This is a genomic window from Dactylosporangium sp. CS-033363 (assembly GCF_050942475.1).
Lineage (GTDB): Bacteria > Actinomycetota > Actinomycetes > Mycobacteriales > Micromonosporaceae > Dactylosporangium.
Genome location: NZ_CP192032.1, coordinates 1,290,236 through 1,309,428, shown reverse-complemented (window position 1 = coordinate 1,309,428; position 19,193 = coordinate 1,290,236). Strand labels below are relative to the sequence as shown.

Below are 19,193 nucleotides of genomic sequence, written 5' to 3'. Positions count from 1 at the left end.
CTGAGGACGTGGTTACTGCCGGCCCCATCGACGCCTACGTCGCCGCGCTGCGCGGCTCCCTGCGCGGCCCCCGCGCGGCCAAGGCGGACCTGCTCACCGAGGCCCGCGACGGGCTGATCGACGCCGCCGAGCGGTACGAGGACGAGGGCCTGGACCGGTCCGCGGCCGAGCGCGCCGCGGTCGAGGACTTCGGGCCGGTCGGCGCGCTCGCGCCCGACTATCAGCGGGAGCTGGCGCTGGCCCAGGGCCGCCGGACCGCGATCCTCGTCGGCGCGGCGGTGGCCACCCAGGCGCTGGTCTCCGAGGTCGCGTGGCGGCAGGCGGCCACCGGCTGGAACTGGCAGCCCGGCCCGGCCTACATGGTCCTGGCCAACGCGGTCGACTACGCGACGTACGTGGTGGTCGTGGGGGCTCTGCTGGCCGCCGTCGCCTGCGGGATCGGCAGCCGCTACGTCGACGTCGGCCGCCGGTTCGTGCGCGCCACGGGCATCGGCGCGATCGGCGTCGTCGCCTTCTTCGTCGCCGGCGGCACGCTGCTGTCCGCGTTCAGCCCGACGTGGAGCGCGCACCAGACGGCGAGCGCGTCCGACCTGTCGATGGCCGCCTCGGCGCTCACCGTCGTGCTGCCGGCCGTGATGACGTACTCCGGGCTGCGCTGCGTCCGCGCGTCGTGATCCGGCCTACGGCACCGGGTCGACCGTGCCGCGCGGGGTCGACGGGTTGCAGCGCTTGATGCGCGCGGCGGTCAGCCGGGAGCCCTCGACCAGGCCGTAGCGCTGGACCGCCTGCAGGCCGTAGTTGCTGCAGGACGGGGTCTGGCGGCAGTGGAACGGCAGGTGCGGGCTCAGGAACTTCTGGTACCCGCGGATCGCCACCATGCCCGCCCGCCCCGGCCCGGTCGCGTCCCGCCGCGGCGCGCGCGAGGGCGCGGAGATGGCCATGAGCGACAGCAGCGAGCCGAGCATGAACGGGTTGCAGTCGCAGAAGTCGCAGTCGCAGTCCGGACCGCAGTCCCGGTCGTTGCGGCGCCTGCGGCGCTGGTCCTGCATCCGCTGGTGCCGCCGCCGCGCCCGCCACATCCCGACGTACTCGCCAACTCCCATGGCGGCGATTGTGACCTTGCCGGAGAGCAACGATCAAGGAAGCGTCGCGGCTCCGACACTGCCGGGGTGCGCGACGCACACGAAAACGCACCCGGATGGCCGACTTCGCGCGGGCGGCCGGGAATGTCCGGACAGTCCCGGACACCCGGACGAAGTCGAACAACCGAGTGCGTCGCGATCGAGCTGAACAGTCGGGTGAGGCGCCGGGCCGGCGGGGCTGAACCGCCGGCCCGGCCGAAGCCACACCATGAGAGGGGGGTTGCTTTACTTGGCCGCGATCTCGCCGGCGCCACCGTCGGCGTGGTACTCGGTGCCCTCGGCGAACGCGGCGTCGAAGCGCTGCTGCAGGGCGTCGAGCTCGGAGAACTCGGCCGAGTGGGTCGACTGCGAGCCCTCGGCGGCGAAGACGTGGTCGTCCTCGGACGCGTCGTGGCTGTAGTTGGTGTAGTTGTCGGCCTCGTAGTGCACCGCGGCCGGCTGGTCGTACTCGACGTGGTTGCCGGTCGAGAAGTCGGTCGACTCCTGCGCGTGGTGGTCGTTCTCGTACACGCCGAACTGCGACTGCGCGTCGTGCTCCGAGCCCTGGGCCTGGTGCAGCTGGTCGAGGGCGTCGTGCTCCTGGCCGGCCGAGTAGTGGCCGTAGTCCACGTCGCCGTGGCCGGTGTCGCCGCCGTCGTAGCTGTCGATGTCGCTCATGGTGCGCTCCTTCGGTGAGAAGTTCGTTGTGGTGTGGCCTTGCATGAAGAACGTTACGGTCGCCGCGGGGGCCGCGAATCCCGGAAACGTGCCACCACGGCAACGCCCTCGGGGGCCGTTCCGCGCCCGAATTCGGGCGCGGAAGTTGGCCGGAGGGTGCGTCGGGATGAAAGACTGCGTTGCCGTGGACAGCGATACTTTCTGGTCGATCGTCGACGGTGCCCGTTCCGCCGCCGGGGAGCAGGTCACGCCGGGGTTCGCCGAGCGGTTCACCGCCGCCCTGCGCATGCGGCTGGCCACGCTCGACAAGGGCGAGCTGCTGGACTTCGACGCACACCGCACCCGCCTGCAGGCCCGGGCCAACTCCTCGGCCATGTGGGCGACCGGCCGCGTGGTGGCCCGCTACGCCGACGCGTTCGTGGACGGGCTGATCGCCCGCGGGCGCGACGTCTACGAGCGCGCGGTCGCCGATCCGGACGCGCTCGCCGACGACCCGGTGCTGCGCGCGGTGGCGGCGGGCGAGCTGGCCGCCCACGAGCTCGCCCCGCGCGAGGTCGAGGACCTGGCCGAGGAGTTGTACGGCGAGACCGACGACTACCCGATGCTCCTGCGCGCCCGCACGGGCCAGGTCGCCCCGCTCGTCGACGACGACTGGGACGACGATGACGACGCCGAGGTCCGCAAGCACCTGCCGAAGATCGCTGGACTATTTCTGCGGTAAATGTCCACATTACGCACAGTTGTTGTACTACGACTGAGCGTGTGAATACCTTGCGCGCCGTCGGGGCGCTCCTCGCCACCGCGGTCGGCTCCGGTGCGCTCGTCGCGCTCGTCCAGCAGCCCGCGGCCGCCGCCACGACGACGACGTTCGCCGCCACGGGGGCGATCCAGACGTACACGATCCCGGCCGGGGTCACCCAGCTGAAGGTCGTCGCCAAGGGCGCGCAGGGCGGCGGCGACAACGGCGGCCCGGGCGGGGCGGTCACCGCGCTGATCTCCGTGCCGCCCGCCCTCGGCGGCAAGATCCAGGTGATGGTCGGCGGCCGGGACGGCTGGAACGGGGGCGGCGCGGCCGGCGGCTCGGACGGGGTCGGGGGCGGCGGGGCCTCGGACATTCGGCAGGGCACCTGCGCGGCCACGAGCACCTGCGGCCTGGGCGACCGGACCGTGGTGGCGGGCGGCGGGGGCGGCGGCGTCATCTACGACGGCGGCTCGGGCGGCAAGCCGGCCACCCCCGGCTACGACATGACGGTCGCGGGCGACGAGTACGGCCGCGAGGGCGGCCCGGGCACCCAGAGCGCCGGCGGCGCCGGGGGCGCGGCCTTCGACGGCCCGGCCGCCTTGGACGGCACGGCCGGCGCGGCGGGCAGCGGCGGCAACGGCGGCTCGTGCAGCTGCGGCGGCAACGAGGGCCACGGGGGCGGCGGCGGGTACTACGGCGGCGGAGGCGGCGGCGCCAGCACCTCGCGCCCGGGCGGGCCGGGTGGCGGCGGGTCGAGCTACGTGGACCCGGCGCGGCAGGACGAGACGCCCAGCTTCGGCACCGGCGACAACTACGCGACCGGCTCCATCGCGATCACCCCGGTCGGCCCGCCCGCGCCCGGCGGCCTCACCGCGCAGGTCGGGCCCGGCTCCGGCGCGGTCGACCTGGGCTGGACCGCGCCGGCGGGCGGCGCCGACGCCTACACGGTCTACCAGGCGACCTCGAGCGGCGGCCCGTACACCGAGCTCACCACCGGCGGCTGCGCCGCACCCACCGGCCCGTCGTGCGGCCTCACGGGGCTGACCCCGGGCCAGGAGTACCACTGGAAGGTCGCCTCGGTGCGCGGCATCGAGGGCGACCCGTCGGACCCGGTCACGGCGACGGCGATCGAGCCGCCCGCGCCGCCGGGCACCGTGTCGGCCGAGGCGACCGGCGACCTGACGCTCACCGTCACCTTCGCCGACCCGTCCACGCCCGCCGCGCCCGCGCCCGACCACCAGGTGCTCGTCTCCCGCGACGGCGGCACGTTCACCCCGGCCGCGGCCGGCACCTGCGCGGGCGCGCCGATCGCGAGCCCCTGCACGGTCACCGGGCTGACCGCGGGCGCCTCCTACCGCTTCCAGGTGCAGGCGGGCAACGCGGCCGGGGTCAGCGCCGCGTCCTCGCCCTCGGCCGCGGTGACCGCCGTGGCCGCACCGCCCGCGCCGGCGCCGGGCACGGTCACCGCGACCGCGCCCGGGACCCTCACCGTGGCCTGGACCGGCAGCGCCGCTTCCGTCAAGGTGTACGGCTCGGACGGCGCCGCCTACACGCCCGTCGCCGCCGGCACCTGCGCGGCCGCGCCCACCACGAGCCCGTGCACGGTCACCGGCCTGACGCCGGGCACCGCGTACACGTTCAAGATCGCCTCGCTGGCCGGCGCGGTCGAGGGCCCCCAGTCGGCCGCGACGGCCACGGCCACGGCGGTCACCACGCCGGTCGCGGCGGGCGCGCCGGCCCTGAGCCTGGCGGGCGACCGGGCGATCAAGGTCGCCTGGACGTACCCCGGCGGCACCGACCGGCCCGCGACCGGCTTCACCGTCGAGGTGGCGAAGGACGGCGGCGCCTTCGCGGTGGTCGCGAGCGGCCCGTGCGCGGCCCCGGCGGCGAGCCCGTGCACCCTGTCCGGCCTGGAGGTGGGCGCGTCCTACCAGGTGCGGGTCACCGCGGCCAACGGCGCCGGCAGCGGCCCGGCCTCGTCCGCGTCGGCGGCGCTGAGCGCGGTCGAGGCCCCCGGCGCGCCGACCATCGCGTCGATCGTGCCCGGCGACGGTACGGCCACGGTCACCTGGACCGCGGGCAGCCCGGCCGGCGGCGGCATCACGTACCACGCGACCGCCGTCCCGGTGGGCGCGAGCTCGCCGCGGCCCGAGTGCCAGGTCGCCGCGCCCGCGCTCTCGTGCACGATCGCGGGGCTGGACAACGGGACGCAGTACACGATCACGGTCGTGGCGAGCGGCGCCGTCGACTCCCTCCCGAGCGCGGCGGTCACCGGCACCCCGAGCATCGCCCCGTCCGCGCCCACGGTGACGGTCGACGCGGGCACGGCCTCGATCGCGGTGCACTGGACGGCGGGCGCGGCCGGCTCGGGCATCGCCGGCTACGTCGCGACGGCCACTCCCGGCCCGGCCGGCTGCGAGACCGGCCCGACGGGCACCGGCTGCGTGCTGGGCGCGGTCGCGGGCACCCCGGTCACGGTCACGGTCATCGCCAAGGGCACCTTCGGCCGCGACTCGGCCGCCGCGACCTCGCCGAGCGTCACCGCGACGGCCCCGAGCCTGCCGGCCACCGCCCCGGCCGCGAACGCCGCCCTGACCACGGACCGCGGCGACATCGACACGGCCGCGCCGGGCGAGCGGATCACGGTGCTCGGCCACGGCTTCGCGCCGCACTCGACGGTGACGATCGCGCTGTACTCCACCGCGAAGCTGCTGGCCGCCGCGGTCGCGGACGCGAACGGCGACGTGCGCCAGCCGGTGACCGTGCCGGCCGGGCTGGCCGCGGGCGAGCACCGGCTGGTCGCGCTGGGCGTGGACGCGAACGGGGTGCCGCACACGCTGGCGCTGGCCGTGACGGTGCCCGCGGCGTCGTCCGCGCTGCCGGTGACGGGCCTGGCCCTGACCACGATGGCGATGGCGGGCCTCGGCGCGCTGGGGGCCGGCACGGTGCTGCGCCTGGCCGGGCGCCGGCCGGTCAGGGCGCCGGCGTAGTCAGCGGGTCGGTGATCGCGCGGGTCTCGGCGAGGTCGTCGCCGAGCGCCGTGACCACCGACCCGCCGCCGACCAGGGCCATGGTCGCGGCGGTGGCCGTCGCCGAGGCCGTCGCGGTCCCGGTCGTGACGAGGGTCGCGAGGACGCGCGCGCCACCCAGGACGGCCGGGCCGGCGGCGGGCGTGACGTCGCTGCGGTACCAGGGGCGGCCCGCACGGCGGATCGCGGTGGACAGGCGCAGGTCACCCGGCGCCTCGCCGTAGCGGCCGAGGACCGCCTCCTCGCGCCAAAGCAGCCGGGCGCCCTCGGCCAGGTCCACAGTGGACACGTTGTGGTGGCGGCAGCGCGCGGCCGCGACGATGGGCTCGGGCAGGAAGGCCAGGAAGCCGCCCTCCCCCACGGTGGCGTGCACGGCCAGCACCGACTCGGCCCCGTCGCGCCCGGGCAGGGCGATGCTCGCGGCGACGGTGCGGACCCAGAGCTCGGCGCCCGGGCCCACCTCCAGCTCCAGGCTCAGCTCGTCGCCCCCGAGCGGCCCCGCCGCGCCGCCGACGAGGTGCACGCTGTGCGCGCCGGTACGCCGGGGCAGCAGCGGCGCCTCGCCCTTGAGGACGCGCAGGACCGTACGCGCCCCCTCGAGCTCGGCGACGATGCGCGCCGCCGCCCTCATGCGCCGGCGACCAGGCCGCGCACCCACTCCTGCACCGGCTTGGCCGCCCGGTCCTCGACCAGCGACAGGAACACGGTCGGCAACTCCCCCCGCCGCGCGGCCGCGTCCCGCTCCATCACCCCGAGATCGGCCCCGACGAGCGGGGCGAGGTCGGTCTTGTTGATCACAAGCAGATCGGCCGAGGTGACGCCCGGCCCGCCCTTGCGTGGCACCTTGTCCCCACCGGCCACGTCGACCACGAAGATCTGCCGGTCGATCAGCCCCTTGCTGAACGTCGCGGTGAGGTTGTCCCCGCCGCTCTCGACCAGGATCACGTCGAGCGCGCCGAGGCTCTCCTCCAGCTCCTCGATCGCGTCGAGGTTGGCCGAGATGTCGTCGCGGATCGCGGTGTGCGGGCAGCAGCCGGTCTCCACGGCACGGATCCGCTCGGCGGGCAGCACCCCGTTGCGCAGGAGGAAGTCGGCGTCCTCGGTGGTGTAGATGTCGTTGGTCACCACCGCCACCCGCAGATCCTCCGACAGGCTGCGACAGAGCGCGGCCACGAGCGCCGTCTTGCCCGAGCCGACCGGACCGCCGATCCCGATGCGCACGGCGCGCCTGGTCTGCGGCAGCGGGTGATGCGGGTCCACGTCGGGGTGCGGATGCGTGTGCGGCACCTCGTCCGGACCGTGTTCGTGATCGTGTTCGTGATCGTGTTCAGGATGCAAAGAGTCGTACCTCCCATGCGGCGTGGTCCTCAGCGGAGACGTCGAGCAGCGGCGCCGATGCCGCCGGCAGGTCCCCGATCGGTCCACGGGCGGATGTAGCGGCCTCGCGGGCCACGTCGTCACACTCGGCGCCGAGCTCGGCCAGCACGGCGTGCACGCGGTACGGGTCGAGCCCCAGCAGCCGCACGGCCGCACTGGCCGGCCCGGAGATCGCGTGGTACGCGGCGATCTGGGCCGCCTCCAGCGGCGTGAGCCCCGCGGCGTGCGCGGCGACCCCGAGCGCGATCGGCTGCGCGACCCGCGCCCGCGCGGCCCGCTCGACGTGCTCCCCCGGCCACACCACGAGCGCGGCCCGGCACAGCGAGCGGCCCTGGCGTTGAGCGGCCAGGCGCAGCGCGGGCGAGGGCGTCCGCGCGTCGAGCTCCGCGCCGAGCTCCTCGATCGCATCCGGCCGCGCACACGCGGCGGCCGCGAACGCCGCCCCGACCAGCCCCGCCGTGCGCAGGCGCCCCCGCAGGAACGCCCGCACGCCGTCGAGGTCCGCGACGCGACCGCGCGCGACCGCCGCCTCCAGGCCGCCGGAGTGCGCGTGCCCACCCGACGGGAACCGCCCGTCGGCCAGGATCAGCAGGTCGGTGTTCATGGTCAGAACAGGAAGTACCGCTGCGCCATGGGAAGTTCCTCGACCGGGTCCGGGTCGACCACTTCGCCGTCGATGCGCACCGTGAAGGTGTCCGGCTCGACCTCGATGCGCGGCAGGGCGTCGTTGCGCGGCAGGTCCGCCTTGCCGATCGAGCGCGTGTTCGCGACCGGGGCCAGCCGGCGGCGCAACCCGAGGCGTTCGGCCAGGCCGTCCTCGATCGCGGCCGGGGCCACGAAGGCCAGGCTCGTCGCCGGGGCCGCCGCACCGTAGGCGCCGAACATCGGGCGCGACAGGATCGGCTGGGGCGTCGGGATGGAGGCGTTCGCGTCGCCCATCGCGCCCCAGGCGATCGCCCCGCCCTTGATCACCACGTGGGGCCGCACGCCGAAGAACGCCGGGTCCCACAGGACCAGGTCGGCCAGCTTGCCGACCGCGATCGAGCCGACCTCGCGATCGATGCCGGAGGCAACCGCCGGGCAGATGGTGTACTTCGCGACGTACCGCTTCGCCCGCTCGTTGTCCGCCGGCCCGTCGCCGGCCAGGGAGCCCCGCCGGCGCTTCATCACGTGGGCGGTCTGCCAGGTGCGCAGGACCACCTCGCCGACGCGGCCCATGGCCTGGGAGTCGGAGCCGATGATCGAGATCGCGCCCAGGTCGTGCAGGAGGTCCTCGGCGGCCATCGTGGACGGGCGGATGCGGCTCTCGGCGAAGGCCAGGTCCTCGGGGACGCTCGGGTTCAGGTGATGGCAGACGATGAGCATGTCGAGGTGCTCGCTGAGCGTGTTGCGCGTGTACGGGCGGGTCGGGTTGGTCGAGGACGGCAGCACGTTCGGGTGCGAGGCGACGGTGATGATGTCGGGCGCGTGGCCGCCGCCGGCTCCCTCCGTGTGGTACGCGTGGATGCTCCGCCCCGCGATCGCGCGCAGGGTCTCCTCGACGAAGCCGGCCTCGTTGAGCGTGTCGGTGTGGATGTTCACCTGCACGCCGGAGGCGTCGGCGACCCGCAGGCAGGCGTCGATCGCGGCCGGGGTGGTGCCCCAGTCCTCGTGCAGCTTGAAGCCCCCGGCCCCGCCGCGCAGCTGCTCCCACATCGCCTCCTCGGAGACGGTGTTGCCCTTGCCGAGCAGCAGCACGTTGATCGGCCACGGGTCGAGCGCCTCGAGCATCCGGGCCAGGTGCCAGGCGCCCGGGGTGACGGTGGTCGCCTTGCTGCCCTCCGCCGGGCCGGTGCCGCCGCCGACGATCGTGGTGATGCCGCTGGCCAGGGCCTCCTCCAGGATCAGCGGGGCGATGAGGTGCACGTGGCAGTCGATGGCGCCCGCGGTGAGGATGCGCCCGTTGCCGGCCACGATCTCGGTGGCCGGGCCGATGACCAGGGCCGGGTCGACGCCGTCCATGATGTCCGGGTTGCCGGCCCGGCCGATGCCGACGATCCGGCCGTCGCGGATGCCGACGTCGGCCTTGACGATGCCCCAGTGGTCCAGGATGAGCGCGCCGGTGATCACCGTGTCGGGAGTGCCCTCGGCGCGGGTCGCGCGGGACTGCCCCATCGACTCCCGGATGACCTTGCCGCCGCCGAAGACGGCCTCGTCGCCGCCCGCGCAGTGGTCCTGCTCCACCTGGATGAACAGGTCGGTGTCGGCCAGCCGCACGCGGTCGCCGGCGGTGGGGCCGTAGAGGGTGCGGTACCGCTCCCGGTCGAGTCTCATGAGGCCTTCTTCCGCAGCCCGGGGACGGTTTGACGGCCGGCGAGCGGCACCAGCACGACCTCGCGGGCCACGCCGGGCTCGAACCGGACGGACGTTCCCGCCGGTACGCCCAGCCGGTGCCCGAGCGCCGCCGCCCGGTCGAACTCCAGGGCGTCGTTGGCCTCGGCGAAGTGGTAGTGCGAGCCGACCTGCACCGGCCGGTCCCCCGTGTTGCGGACCGTGAGCGCCAGCTCGGCGCGGCCGGCGTTGATCTCCACCGGCCCGTCGCCGGGGAGCACCTCGCCGGGGATCACGGAATCGGGTGGTGAACGGTCACCAGCTTGGTGCCGTCCGGGAACGTCGCCTCCACCTGCACCTCCGCCAGCATCTCGGGGACGCCCTCGAGGACGTCGGCGCGGCCGAGCACGTGCCGCCCGGCCTCCATCAGGTCCACCACGGTCCGGCCGTCCCGCGCCCCCTCCAGCAGGAAGGCGGTGATGATCGCGACGGCCTCCGGGTAGTTGAGCTTCAGCCCGCGGTCCTTGCGGCGCTGGGCCACGTCGGCGGCGACGTGGATCAGCAGGCGCTCCTGCTCATGGCGGGTCAGGAACAACGTGTGACCTCCGTCGGTCGTGGTGGCCGGATGCTGCCACCCCGATGTTTCCTCCGCATTACCTCCCTGCGCAGCCCGTTCGGGTGAATCCGCTTCGTACTCCGTGGGTAGAACGAAGAAATGGCCTGCAACAGGAGCGTGTTAGGCTCGCGACGCCTCACTACCTGGAGAGTTGGCGCATGAGCAATCACCGGTCGGTCGTCATCAACGGGGACCTCGGCAGCGGCAAGTCCACCGTCTCCGTCGAGCTCTCCAAGCGCCTCGGGCTGCGTCGCATCAGCGTCGGCGACATGTACCGGGAGATGGCCCAGCGCCGCGGCATGACCGCCCTGCAGCTCAACCTCCACGCCGAGCTCGACGACGCGATCGACAGCGCGGTGGACAACCTGCAGAGCGAGATCGCGCAGTCCGGCGAGCAGCTCATCGTCGACAGCCGGCTGGCCTGGTTCTTCTTCCACGAGGCGTTCAAGGTCCACCTGATCACCGAGCCGAACGAGGCCGCCCGTCGCGTGCTGGCCCGTCCGCACTCCGAGGTCGAGAACTACGCCTCCATGGCGGAGGCCAAGCGGGAGCTGCACAGCCGCAGCGAGAGCGAGCGGATGCGCTTCCTGACGCGGTACGGCGCGGACAAGTACCGGCTGCGCAACTACGACCTCGTCGCGGACAGCACCCGGGCCAACCCCGACCAGGTCGTCTCCGCCGTGCAGGCCGCCTTCGAGGGCCGCCTCGGCGCCGAGATCCTCCGCGAGCGCGCCCCGCTGCTGCTGCTCGACCCGATGCGGGTGTACCCCACGCGCGAGATCGACTTCGCCGACGAGACACTCGCGCAGGAGCTGGCGGGCGCGGCCCCGGGCGACCTGGAGCCGCTGACGATCGGCCACAGCGGGCAGGACTACTACGTGATCGACGGGCACCGCCGGCTCAGCGCCGCGGTGCAGAACGGTTTCCATCTGGTGCCGGGCCTGCTGCTCGCGGAGAACGAGGAATCCGTCACCAACCGTTTGAGCGCGAACGACTACTTCCGCGCCCACGTCACCTCGGCGGTCATCGAGGCCTGGGACCGGGTCCACAAGATCGAGCTCCCGGTGCCGGCCCACAACCCGCCCGAGGTACACGCGGGCAAGCAGTAGCCGCTCAGCTGCGCGGCGGCAGCTTGACGACACTCACGAAGAACTCGTCGATCTGCCGCACCACCGCGATGAAGCTGTCGAAGTCCACCGGCTTCGTGACGTAGGCGTTGGCGTGCAGCGAGTAGCTGCGCAGGATGTCCTCGTCCGCCTGCGAGGTGGTCAGCACCACGACCGGGATGCGGCGCAGGTCCTGGTCCTCCTTGATGACCTGCAGCACCTCGCGGCCGTCGACCCGCGGCAGGTTGAGGTCGAGCAGGATCAGGTCGGGCCGGGTCGCGTCGGCGAACCTGCCCTCGCGCCGCAGGTAGGCCAGCGCCTCCTCGCCGTCCTGCACCACGTTGAGCTTGTTGCGGACCTTGTGCTCCTCGAACGCCTCCTGGGTCATGAGCACGTCGCCCGGGTCGTCCTCGACGAGCAGCACCTCGATCGGGAGGGACGATTCCGCGGGTGCGGTCATGAGGCGGACTCCTCAGCAAGAGCGGGAACAGGTACCGGCAACGTGAACCGGAACAGCGTACCTTCGCGCGGCGACGGATCGATCCAGATCCTTCCACCGTGGTACTCGACGATCTTCTTGGCGATGGCCAGGCCGATGCCCGTGCCGGGGTAGGTCTCCTTGGCGTGCAGCCGCTGGAAGATGACGAAGACCTTGTCGGCGAACTCGGGCTCGATGCCGATCCCGTTGTCCTCGACGCTGATCTCGAACTCCTGCTCGCCCTCGCCCGGCGTCGCCTGGATCACGATGCGCGGCGGCACGTCGGGCCGGCGGAACTTGATCGCGTTGCCGATGAGGTTGCTGAACAGCGCGCCCAGCAGCGGCTCCTCGCCGTGCACCACCGGCAGGTCGGTGAAGACGATCTCGGCGTTGGTCGCCTCGCGCTGGGCGTCGAACTGCGCGGTCGCGTCCAGGACCACCTTGTTGAGGTCGACGTCGGTGAACCCGCTGGTGAGCCGCCCGATGCGCGAGAAGGCGAGCAGGTCGTTGATCAGCCGCTGCATCCGCTGAGCCCCGTCGACCGCGAAGCCGATGTACTGGTCGGCGCGCTCGTCGAGCTGCCCGGAGTACCGGCGCTGCAGCAGTTGACAGAAGCTCGCCACCTTGCGCAGCGGCTCCTGAAGGTCATGGCTGGCCACGTAGGCGAACTGCTCCAGGTCCCGGTTGGACCGGGTCAGCTCGGCCGCCTGCTGCTCCAGCATGCGGTTGGCCTCCTCGACCAGCCGCCGCGAGTCCTGCACGTCGGTGAGGTCGGCGTTGATCCGGCGGCGCATGGTGTCGACGTCGTCCGCGAGCGCCGTGAGCTCAGGCGGTCCCGTGCTGCTGATCTCGTACTCGTAGTCGCCCCCGGCCACCCGCCGGACCTCGCCGGCCAGGTCGGTGACGGGGCGCGTGACGAGCCGGCGCAGCAGGAAGGCCAGCACGACGCCGGCCACCACGACCACCACGGCCGCGAAGACGAGCAGCAGCACGACCAGGTTGCCGGAGGTGCGGACCTGCCTGGTCACCTCGTCGCGGCGGACCGACAGCAGCTGCGACAGCGCGTTGATCTGCCCGGCGGCGTCGTTGTAGACGGCCCGCGACTGGTCGGTCGGCGCCGCGGTGTCCGGATTCACCCCGTTCGCCCGCGTCTGGCCGATCAGCGGTTCCGTGATCTCGCGGCGGTACCGTGCGGTGGCGGCGGCGATCCCGTCGACCGCGCTCAGCAGCCGGGGCTCGTCCGCGACCATGCGCTTCGTGTCCGCGATGATCGCGGCTTCCTGGCCCTGCCCGTCGCGGTAGTTGTCCAGATCCGAGTCCTTGCCGGTCAGCAGGAACGTGCGGACGCTGGACTGCTGGCGCAGCAACTGGGAGTACAGGCGCTCGGTGTTGACGAGGGCGGGCGTCAGGCGGTCCATCACCTGCCCGGTCTCGCTGCGATTGGCCGCCGCCGCCACCGTGGCGCCGACCGCGATCACGACGAGCAGACCGGCGACGACGGCGCACAGTGCGGTGATGCGCCGCCACAACGACCAGGTGGAGGGGTTCATGAGCTCCTCGAGGGGGTCAGGACGAGCACGGCGATGTCGTCCTGGACGGGACCGCCGTTGTGGGCCTCGGCCTGCAGCGTGAGCCAGCCGGGCAGGTCGCGGGGCTCGGCGCGGTTCGGGCCGGCGAGCACCCGGCACAGGCCGTCGATGCCGAGGCGGTCGGCCGACCTCGCGTCGGGCTCCGCGGCACCTTCGATCAGGCCATCGGTGTACAGCAGCAGCGACCACTGTCCCGGAGGGCCCAACGGGATCTCGGCGGCCGGCCGGGGCATCCCGGGGACGACACCCAGCACCAGGCCCGGGTCGACATCGCACGGCACCGCGCGGTCGCCGGAGATCAGGATCGGCGGCGGGTGGCCCGCCAGCCGGATGCGCGCGACGTTGGACCCGAAGTCGACGGTCGCCACCGCCACGGTCGCGAACAGCTCGTCGGTGCGCCGCTCGGCCACCAGCACCTGTTCGAGGGAGTCGAGGATGTGCTCCTCGGGCACGCCGGCCAGCACCAGGGCGCGCCAGGCGACCCGCAGCGCGACGCCGAGCGGGGCCTCGTCGACCCCGTGCCCGCAGACGTCGCCGATGAGCAGGTGCAGCCGGCTGCCGCCGTCGACCCCGATCGCGTCGAAGAAGTCGCCGCCGAGCAGCGCGCGGTCGCGGCCGGGGCGGTAGATGTTGAACAGCTTCGCCGGCACGTCGCGCATGAGCGGCTGCGGGAGCAGGCCCCACTCCAGCCGCTCCGACTCGGCCTGGCGCAGCTCGGACTCGCGCAGCAGCCGGGCCTGCTCGTCGGCGCGCTTGCGCTCGACGGCGTAGCGCACGGCGCGGGCCAGCCCGGCCCCGTCGACCGAGCCCTTGACCAGATAGTCCTGCGCGCCCTCGGCGACGGCGGCGGTGCCGAGGTGCTCGTCCTCCAGCCCGGTCAGCACGCAGACGGCGGCCCCGGCCACGTGCTGCAGCACCTGGCGCAGCCCGTCCAGGCCGCTGGCGTCGGGCAGGCCCAGGTCGAGCAGGATGCAGTGCACCTCGCGGAAGCGCGGGCGGGCCTCGCGCATCGTCTGCGCGACGTCGACGTCGAACGGCGCGTCGGCCTCCGCGAGCAGCTCGCGGACCAGGAACGCGTCGCCCGGGTCGTCCTCGACGAGCAGCACGCGGATCCGCTCGCCGGCGATGGGTCCGAGCCGCCGGTTGCGAAGGTCCACGGTCGTGCTGACGTCGGCCATGCCTCACCGCCGCCCGGAGGGACGAGGTATTTGCCGCACGACATACATGAGGCGATCCTCCCCTACGACGCGGTCTGCTGCATGTGCGGGATGAAGTGTCTCAGGCTCGGGCGTGGTCTTGCACGCGCCGGTCACCCGCGCGGTTTTCCACGTGCGGTGTGGCGCCGGTCACTCGTCACGGTGGCGGACGGCGCCGTGGATAAGCTTCGCCCGTGCACGGGCTGGAAAACATCGTCGGACTCATCGCGGTCGTGGTCGCCACCTCGGTGCTGGCCCGCCGGATCGGCATGCTGTCGCCGATCCTGCTGGTGATCGTCGGCATCGTGATCTCGTTCATCCCCGGGGTTCTGGAGATCGAGCTCGATCCCGAGGTGGTGCTGATCGGCATCCTGCCGCCGATCCTCTACGTCGCGGCGCTGGAGACCTCGGTGCCGGCGTTCAAGTTCAACCTGCGCCCGATCCTGCTGCTGGCGGTCGGGCTCGTGCTGTTCACCACGGCGGCCGTGGGGTTCACGCTGCAGATGTTGCTGCCGGGAGTACCACTGGCGGCTTGTCTTGCCCTTGGCGCCGTGGTGGCACCGCCCGATGCCGTCGCGGCCACGGCGGTCGCCCGGCGCATCGGCCTGCCGCGCAACGTGGTCACCGTCCTGGAGGGCGAGAGCCTGATCAACGACGCGACCGCCCTGGTCACGCTGCGGGTCGCGGTGGCCGCCGCGGTCGGCACGGCGATGGACGGCTGGTCGATCACGCGGGAGGCCTCGGTCGCGGTCCTCGGCGGCGTCGCCCTCGGCGTGGCGGGCGGGCTGCTCATCGGCTTCGTGCACAAGCGGGTCACCAACCCGCTCATCGACAACGCGGTCTCGCTGCTCACCCCGTGGGTGGTGTTCCTGCCGGCCGAGTCCATCCACGCGTCCGGGGTGGTCGCGGTCGTGGTCTGCGGCCTGTCGCTGGGCCACCGCATGCCGACCCTGATGTCGGCCGCGTCCCGGCTGCAGATGGACGCCTTCTGGCGGATGGTGAAGTTCCTGCTGGAGGGGGCTGTCTTCCTGCTCGTCGGGCTCCAGCTGCGCGCGCTCGTCGCCGACGTGGAGCGCTCGTTCGCGTTCACCATCGGCGCCCTGGCCGCCGTGGTGGGCGTGGTGATCGTGGCGCGGATCGTGTGGCTGTTCCCCACGGCGTACCTCGCCCGCCTGCTCCCCCGCGCCCGCCGGAACGGCCGGACGACGTCGCTGGCCGGGCCGGCCGTCATCTCCTGGGCCGGCATGCGCGGCGCGGTGACGCTCGCCGCCGCGCTCTCGCTGCCCGCGACGCTCGCGAACGGCCTGGACTACCCGCGCGGCCTGTTCGTCATCCTGGCCTTCGGCGTCATCGTGGCCACGCTGGTCCTGCAGGGCGCGACGCTCCCCACGGTCGCGCGCTGGCTCAAGGTGCCCGGCGACGACCGGACCGAGGACGCGTTGGCCGAGGCGTCGGTACAGCACGAGGCCACCCGAGCCGGCAAGGCCCGCCTGGAGGAGATCGCGGGCGACGCGCCCGACGGCGTCGTCGAGCGCCTCCGGCAGATGGCCCTGAGCCGTTCCAACATGGCCTGGGAGCGGCTGGGCCGCTCGGACCGGGAAACGCCGTCCGCCGCGTACGCCCGGCTGCGCCGCGAGATGCTGAGCGCGGAGCGGGATGTTTTCCGCAAGGCGCGCGACTCGGGGAGAATCCCGGAGGAGACGCTGCGCCAGGCGCAGCGCGACATGGACCTGGAAGAGTCACTGCTCGAGCGGGGGGACCTGTGACCTGCGTGCATCTGGAGGCGGCGGAGAAGGTCGAGCCGCCGGAGGTGGACGGCTGCCCGGAATGCGTGGCGGGCGGCTTCACCGATTGGGTACACCTGCGCCAGTGCCTGGCGTGCGGCCATGTGGCCTGCTGCGACTCGTCGCCGCGCCGCCACGCCACCCAGCATTTCCTCGTCAGTCACCATCCGGTGATGCAATCGATCGAACCGGGCGAGTTCTGGCGGTGGTGCTTCGTGCACGAGACGCTGGGTTAGTTCACCGGTGGTTCCCACCTGCGGGTATGCGTGTTCTCAGCCATTTCAAAGGAGACGCGGGCCACAATCGTCTGCAGTTGGGCATGCGTTCGGGTGCAACCGTGTTGCCATGGTCAACGGGGGAAGTGTTCGTTTCTGGTAGGGGGCCGGGGCATGGCGAGTCAAAGATGGTGAGCACCGTGCTGGACCTCGTGTCCACGCCGAGCGTCCTGTACGCCACGGTTCTCGTCCTGCTCACCGTCGACGCCTTCGTCCCCGTCGTACCCGCCCAGGCCCTCATGATCGGCGGCGGCATCCTGTCCGCCTCCGGCCACGTCGAGCTGCTGCTGCTCGTGCTCTCCGGCGCCGCGGGCGTGGTCGCCGGCGACCTGCTGGCCTTCCTGGTCGGCCGCCGCCTGGCCCGCCGCGGCGAACGCCGCACCCGGACCCTGCCGCGCCGGGCCGCCAAGGTCACCGCCTGGCTGCACGAGGCGATGCAGCGCCACATCTTCCTCGCCGTGCTCTTCTGCCGCTTCATCCCGGCGGGGCGCATGGTCACCGCGCTGTACGCGGGGCGCAACGGGGTCTCGACGCGCAAGTTCGCCACGTACGACGTGGTGGCGGCGATGCTCTGGGCCACGTACGGCGCGCTGCTCGGCCACTTCGGCGGCGAGGCGATGGCGGAGTCGTCGTGGCTGCCGCTGCTGCTGGTCGCCGCGGGGGCGCTGCTCTTCGTGGCGGGGGCGCCGTTGCTGGGGCTGGCCACGCGGATGCGCAAGCCGGTCGTGCGGCCGATCCGGATTCGGCGGCAGCGCTCGGCCATGGAGACGCTGGCGGCGGTCGAGCCGCTGGCCGCTCTGCAGGTGCTGGCCGCCGCGGAGGCCGTTGTGGTCTCGGCGAATGGGCTGGAATCTACGCCTCAGTGATTTGGTCACGAAATGTCGGGCGCTGGCGCGCCGCGACATTTCGGACTTATACCCCGACGGGGGATTTGGTTCTTTCATAATGGAATGCCCGGTTTTGTTGCCGGGCATTCTTCACATTTCAGGCGGTGTTTCGGGCGGTTTTTCAGGCGGTGAGCTGGGCGACCTTGGCGAGCAGCAGGGCCTCGGCGATGCACACCCGCTCGAACTCGGCGAGGTGCAGGCTCTCGTTCGGTCCGTGCGCGATCGTGTCCGGGTCCTCGACGCCGGTCACGAGGATCGCCGCCTTCGGGAACATCTCCTGGAACGTCGCGATGAACGGGATCGACCCGCCGATGCCCATGTCGACCGGCTCCGCCCCGTCCCAGGCGGCCGTGAACGCCGCGCGCGCCGCGTCGTAGGCCGGCCCGGTCGCGTCGATCGTGCACGGCTCCCCGAGCTGTTCGAGCTCGATGTCCACCTGCACCCCCCACGGCGCGTGCTTGCGGAGGTGGGCGCTGACCGCCTCGTACACCCGCTGGGCTGAATCACCGGGTGCGATGCGCACACTGAACTTCGCCTTGGCCCGCGGGATCAACGCGTTCGGAGCGCCCTGCGTCGCCGGGGCGTCGATGCCGAGAATCGACAGCGAGGGGCGCGTCCAGACCCGTTCGACCAGGCTGCCGGTACCGAGCAGCTGTACCCCCTCCAGCATGCCCGCCTCGCGCCGGAACCGGTCCTCGGGGTACACCAGCGGCGCCGCTTCCTTCCGCAGCAGCCCCTCGATCGCCACGTCCCCGTTGTCGTCGTGCAGGCTCGCGATCAGCCGTGACAGCGAGATCAGCGCATCCGGCACCGCCCCGCCGAACATCCCGCTGTGTACCGCGTTCTGCAGCACCTTCACCTCGACGAACCCGTTCACGATGCCGCGCAGCCCGGTCGTGAGCGCCGGCTGCCCGATGGCCCAGTTGCCGGAGTCGGCGATCACGATCACGTCAGAGGCGATCTCGTCCCGGTACTCCCGGAGCAGGTCCTCGAGCGACTCCGAGCCGTACTCCTCCTCGCCCTCGATGAACACCACGACGCCGACGGGCAGGTCGTCGCCGAACGCGCGCAGCGCCGCCACGTGGGCCATGACGCCGGCCTTGTCGTCCGCGACCCCGCGGCCGTACAGCCGCCCGTCGCGCTCGACCGGCTCGAACGGGTCGCTCTTCCACTGCTGCAGATCGCCCACGGGCTGCACGTCGTGGTGCGCGTACAACAGCACGGTGGGCGCCCCGGCGGGGGCCGGCTTGCGCCCGATCACCGCAGGCTGGCCGCCCTTGCGCACGATCTTCACATCGGGCAGCCCGGCCCCGCGCAGCAGCTCGGCCACGGCTTCGGCCGACCGCTCGACGTGGCTGTGATCAAACCCGGCGAACGCGATGCCCGGAATCCGGACAAGCGCTTCCAGATCGGCGCGTACGCCCGGCATCTCCCGCCGGATCGCGGCGCGAAGTTCTTCCTCGGTTCGCACTGTCATACGCCGAACTTACTGCGCACGCCACGCCGCCGCGCTCGGCGCCCCGTTTCTCGCCGGCCCCGCTCACACCCACCACCCCGGCGCCCTTCACCGGTCTTCTCAGGCACCCCGCAGCCGCGCGCCGCAGCTCGCCGCAGCTCACCGTGGGCTCGGGCGCTGCCGATGCGAGCCGCAGCCCACCTGGTGGACTCGGGACGCCGCCATGACTGCAGCCCACACTCACCCCGCGCCCCAGCTCGAAGCGCCGACCTCGAAGCGCCGCACCTCGAAGCCCACCTCGAAGCGCCCCAGCTCGAAGCCCCCACCTCGAAGCGCCGCACCTCGAAGCCCACCTCGAAGCGCCCCAGCTCGAAGCCCCCACCTCGAAGCGCCGCACCTCGAAGCCCACCTCGAAGCGCCCCAGCTCGAAGCCCCCACCTCGAAGGGCCGCACCTCGAAGCGCCCACCTCGAAGCGCCCGCCTCGAAGCGCCCCATCTCGGAACGCTCGGCCGAGGCGCGGCCCGGACCTCTCAGCCCGGAGCCGCGCC

General features: G+C 73.0%; 19 protein-coding genes. 7 read left to right on the top strand and 12 right to left on the bottom strand.

Going from position 1 to position 19,193, the window contains the following annotated elements:
• The first annotated feature begins 8 nt into the window (after nt 1-8).
• A complete protein-coding gene (locus tag ACQPZ4_RS06040) occupies nt 9-674 on the top strand; it encodes a permease prefix domain 1-containing protein (protein ID WP_433056971.1) in 666 nt (221 codons plus the stop codon).
• A 6-nt stretch (nt 675-680) separates the two neighbouring features.
• Here ACQPZ4_RS06040 and yidD read toward each other — a convergent pair whose 3' ends face one another.
• Together yidD and ACQPZ4_RS06030 are read right to left on the bottom strand one after the other, a co-directional pair.
• Nucleotides 681-1,103 carry a membrane protein insertion efficiency factor YidD gene (gene yidD / locus ACQPZ4_RS06035; RefSeq protein WP_433056969.1) on the bottom strand — a complete coding sequence of 141 codons (423 nt, stop codon included), beginning with the start codon at nt 1,101-1,103 and terminating at the stop codon, nt 681-683.
• A gap of 264 nt (nt 1,104-1,367) precedes the next feature.
• Entirely contained in the window at nt 1,368-1,799 is a 432-nt protein-coding gene (locus tag ACQPZ4_RS06030; protein WP_433056967.1) for a hypothetical protein, read from the bottom strand.
• Between the two features lie 184 nt (nt 1,800-1,983).
• On the opposite strand from ACQPZ4_RS06030, the gene ACQPZ4_RS06025 reads away from it, so the two are divergent.
• Together ACQPZ4_RS06025 and ACQPZ4_RS06020 are read left to right on the top strand one after the other, a co-directional pair.
• Nucleotides 1,984-2,520, top strand: coding sequence for a DUF4240 domain-containing protein (locus ACQPZ4_RS06025; RefSeq protein WP_433056965.1), 537 nt, complete (start codon nt 1,984-1,986; stop codon nt 2,518-2,520).
• A 41-nt stretch (nt 2,521-2,561) separates the two neighbouring features.
• Nucleotides 2,562-5,531 (top strand): fibronectin type III domain-containing protein, encoded by a 2,970-nt coding sequence (locus ACQPZ4_RS06020; protein WP_433056963.1) that lies wholly within the window; start codon nt 2,562-2,564, stop codon nt 5,529-5,531.
• On the opposite strand, the gene ACQPZ4_RS06015 is transcribed toward ACQPZ4_RS06020, so the two are convergent.
• Genes ACQPZ4_RS06015 through ACQPZ4_RS05990 form a run of 6 tightly spaced genes read right to left on the bottom strand, consistent with a single transcriptional unit; the run spans nt 5,515 to nt 9,852 of the window.
• Entirely contained in the window at nt 5,515-6,201 is a 687-nt protein-coding gene (locus tag ACQPZ4_RS06015; protein ID WP_433056961.1) for an urease accessory protein UreD, read from the bottom strand. The genes ACQPZ4_RS06020 and ACQPZ4_RS06015 overlap by 17 nt on opposite strands.
• Complete coding sequence (ureG, locus tag ACQPZ4_RS06010; protein WP_433056959.1) at nt 6,198-6,857, bottom strand: urease accessory protein UreG; 660 nt, start codon at nt 6,855-6,857, stop codon at nt 6,198-6,200. The genes ACQPZ4_RS06015 and ureG overlap by 4 nt, the downstream gene beginning before the upstream one ends.
• 40 nt (nt 6,858-6,897) lie before the next feature.
• On the bottom strand, nt 6,898-7,551 hold the full coding sequence (locus tag ACQPZ4_RS06005) for an urease accessory protein UreF (RefSeq protein WP_433056957.1): 654 nt from the start codon (nt 7,549-7,551) through the stop codon (nt 6,898-6,900).
• Nucleotides 7,552-7,553: 2 nt separating this feature from the next.
• Nucleotides 7,554-9,260, bottom strand: a complete 1,707-nt coding sequence (locus ACQPZ4_RS06000; RefSeq protein ID WP_433056955.1) for an urease subunit alpha — start codon at nt 9,258-9,260, stop codon at nt 7,554-7,556.
• Nucleotides 9,257-9,553, bottom strand: coding sequence for an urease subunit beta (locus tag ACQPZ4_RS05995; protein ID WP_433056953.1), 297 nt, complete (start codon nt 9,551-9,553; stop codon nt 9,257-9,259). The genes ACQPZ4_RS06000 and ACQPZ4_RS05995 overlap by 4 nt, the downstream gene beginning before the upstream one ends.
• On the bottom strand, nt 9,550-9,852 hold the full coding sequence (locus ACQPZ4_RS05990; protein ID WP_433056951.1) for an urease subunit gamma: 303 nt from the start codon (nt 9,850-9,852) through the stop codon (nt 9,550-9,552). The genes ACQPZ4_RS05995 and ACQPZ4_RS05990 overlap by 4 nt, the downstream gene beginning before the upstream one ends.
• 179 nt (nt 9,853-10,031) lie before the next feature.
• On the opposite strand from ACQPZ4_RS05990, the gene ACQPZ4_RS05985 reads away from it, so the two are divergent.
• Nucleotides 10,032-10,982 carry an AAA family ATPase gene (locus tag ACQPZ4_RS05985; RefSeq protein WP_433056949.1) on the top strand — a complete coding sequence of 317 codons (951 nt, stop codon included), beginning with the start codon at nt 10,032-10,034 and terminating at the stop codon, nt 10,980-10,982.
• A gap of 4 nt (nt 10,983-10,986) precedes the next feature.
• Here ACQPZ4_RS05985 and ACQPZ4_RS05980 read toward each other — a convergent pair whose 3' ends face one another.
• From ACQPZ4_RS05980 to ACQPZ4_RS05970, 3 genes are read right to left on the bottom strand one after another with little or no spacing between them, the layout of a single operon-like run.
• Nucleotides 10,987-11,439 (bottom strand): response regulator, encoded by a 453-nt coding sequence (locus ACQPZ4_RS05980; protein ID WP_433056947.1) that lies wholly within the window; start codon nt 11,437-11,439, stop codon nt 10,987-10,989.
• On the bottom strand, nt 11,436-13,007 hold the full coding sequence (locus tag ACQPZ4_RS05975; protein WP_433056945.1) for a sensor histidine kinase: 1,572 nt from the start codon (nt 13,005-13,007) through the stop codon (nt 11,436-11,438). The genes ACQPZ4_RS05980 and ACQPZ4_RS05975 overlap by 4 nt, the downstream gene beginning before the upstream one ends.
• Complete coding sequence (locus ACQPZ4_RS05970) at nt 13,004-14,224, bottom strand: PP2C family protein-serine/threonine phosphatase (RefSeq protein ID WP_433056943.1); 1,221 nt, start codon at nt 14,222-14,224, stop codon at nt 13,004-13,006. The genes ACQPZ4_RS05975 and ACQPZ4_RS05970 overlap by 4 nt, the downstream gene beginning before the upstream one ends.
• Nucleotides 14,225-14,436: 212 nt before the next feature.
• Here ACQPZ4_RS05970 and ACQPZ4_RS05965 point away from each other — a divergent pair, with 212 nt between their 5' ends.
• The 3 genes from ACQPZ4_RS05965 (at nt 14,437) to ACQPZ4_RS05955 (ending at nt 17,167) form a co-directional block, all read left to right on the top strand.
• Entirely contained in the window at nt 14,437-16,008 is a 1,572-nt protein-coding gene (locus tag ACQPZ4_RS05965; RefSeq protein WP_433056941.1) for a Na+/H+ antiporter, read from the top strand.
• On the top strand, nt 16,005-16,262 hold the full coding sequence (locus tag ACQPZ4_RS05960) for a UBP-type zinc finger domain-containing protein (protein WP_433056939.1): 258 nt from the start codon (nt 16,005-16,007) through the stop codon (nt 16,260-16,262). The genes ACQPZ4_RS05965 and ACQPZ4_RS05960 overlap by 4 nt, the downstream gene beginning before the upstream one ends.
• Before the next feature lie 167 nt (nt 16,263-16,429).
• Nucleotides 16,430-17,167, top strand: coding sequence for a DedA family protein (locus tag ACQPZ4_RS05955; protein WP_433056937.1), 738 nt, complete (start codon nt 16,430-16,432; stop codon nt 17,165-17,167).
• Nucleotides 17,168-17,309: 142 nt separating this feature from the next.
• Here ACQPZ4_RS05955 and ACQPZ4_RS05950 read toward each other — a convergent pair whose 3' ends face one another.
• On the bottom strand, nt 17,310-18,665 hold the full coding sequence (locus ACQPZ4_RS05950) for a dipeptidase (RefSeq protein ID WP_433056935.1): 1,356 nt from the start codon (nt 18,663-18,665) through the stop codon (nt 17,310-17,312).
• Nucleotides 18,666-19,193: the final 528 nt, after the last annotated feature.

Coding starts and splice junctions, on each gene's coding strand:
- yidD (WP_433056969.1), bottom strand. CDS start 1,103: ATGGGAGTTGGCGAGTACGTCGGGATGTGGCGGGCGCGGCGGCGGCAC.
- ACQPZ4_RS06030 (WP_433056967.1), bottom strand. CDS start 1,799: ATGAGCGACATCGACAGCTACGACGGCGGCGACACCGGCCACGGCGAC.
- ACQPZ4_RS06015 (WP_433056961.1), bottom strand. CDS start 6,201: ATGAGGGCGGCGGCGCGCATCGTCGCCGAGCTCGAGGGGGCGCGTACG.
- ACQPZ4_RS06005 (WP_433056957.1), bottom strand. CDS start 7,551: ATGAACACCGACCTGCTGATCCTGGCCGACGGGCGGTTCCCGTCGGGT.
- ACQPZ4_RS06000 (WP_433056955.1), bottom strand. CDS start 9,260: ATGAGACTCGACCGGGAGCGGTACCGCACCCTCTACGGCCCCACCGCC.
- ACQPZ4_RS05985 (WP_433056949.1), top strand. CDS start 10,032: ATGAGCAATCACCGGTCGGTCGTCATCAACGGGGACCTCGGCAGCGGC.
- ACQPZ4_RS05980 (WP_433056947.1), bottom strand. CDS start 11,439: ATGACCGCACCCGCGGAATCGTCCCTCCCGATCGAGGTGCTGCTCGTC.
- ACQPZ4_RS05975 (WP_433056945.1), bottom strand. CDS start 13,007: ATGAACCCCTCCACCTGGTCGTTGTGGCGGCGCATCACCGCACTGTGC.
- ACQPZ4_RS05970 (WP_433056943.1), bottom strand. CDS start 14,224: ATGGCCGACGTCAGCACGACCGTGGACCTTCGCAACCGGCGGCTCGGA.
- ACQPZ4_RS05955 (WP_433056937.1), top strand. CDS start 16,430: ATGGTGAGCACCGTGCTGGACCTCGTGTCCACGCCGAGCGTCCTGTAC.
- ACQPZ4_RS05950 (WP_433056935.1), bottom strand. CDS start 18,665: ATGACAGTGCGAACCGAGGAAGAACTTCGCGCCGCGATCCGGCGGGAG.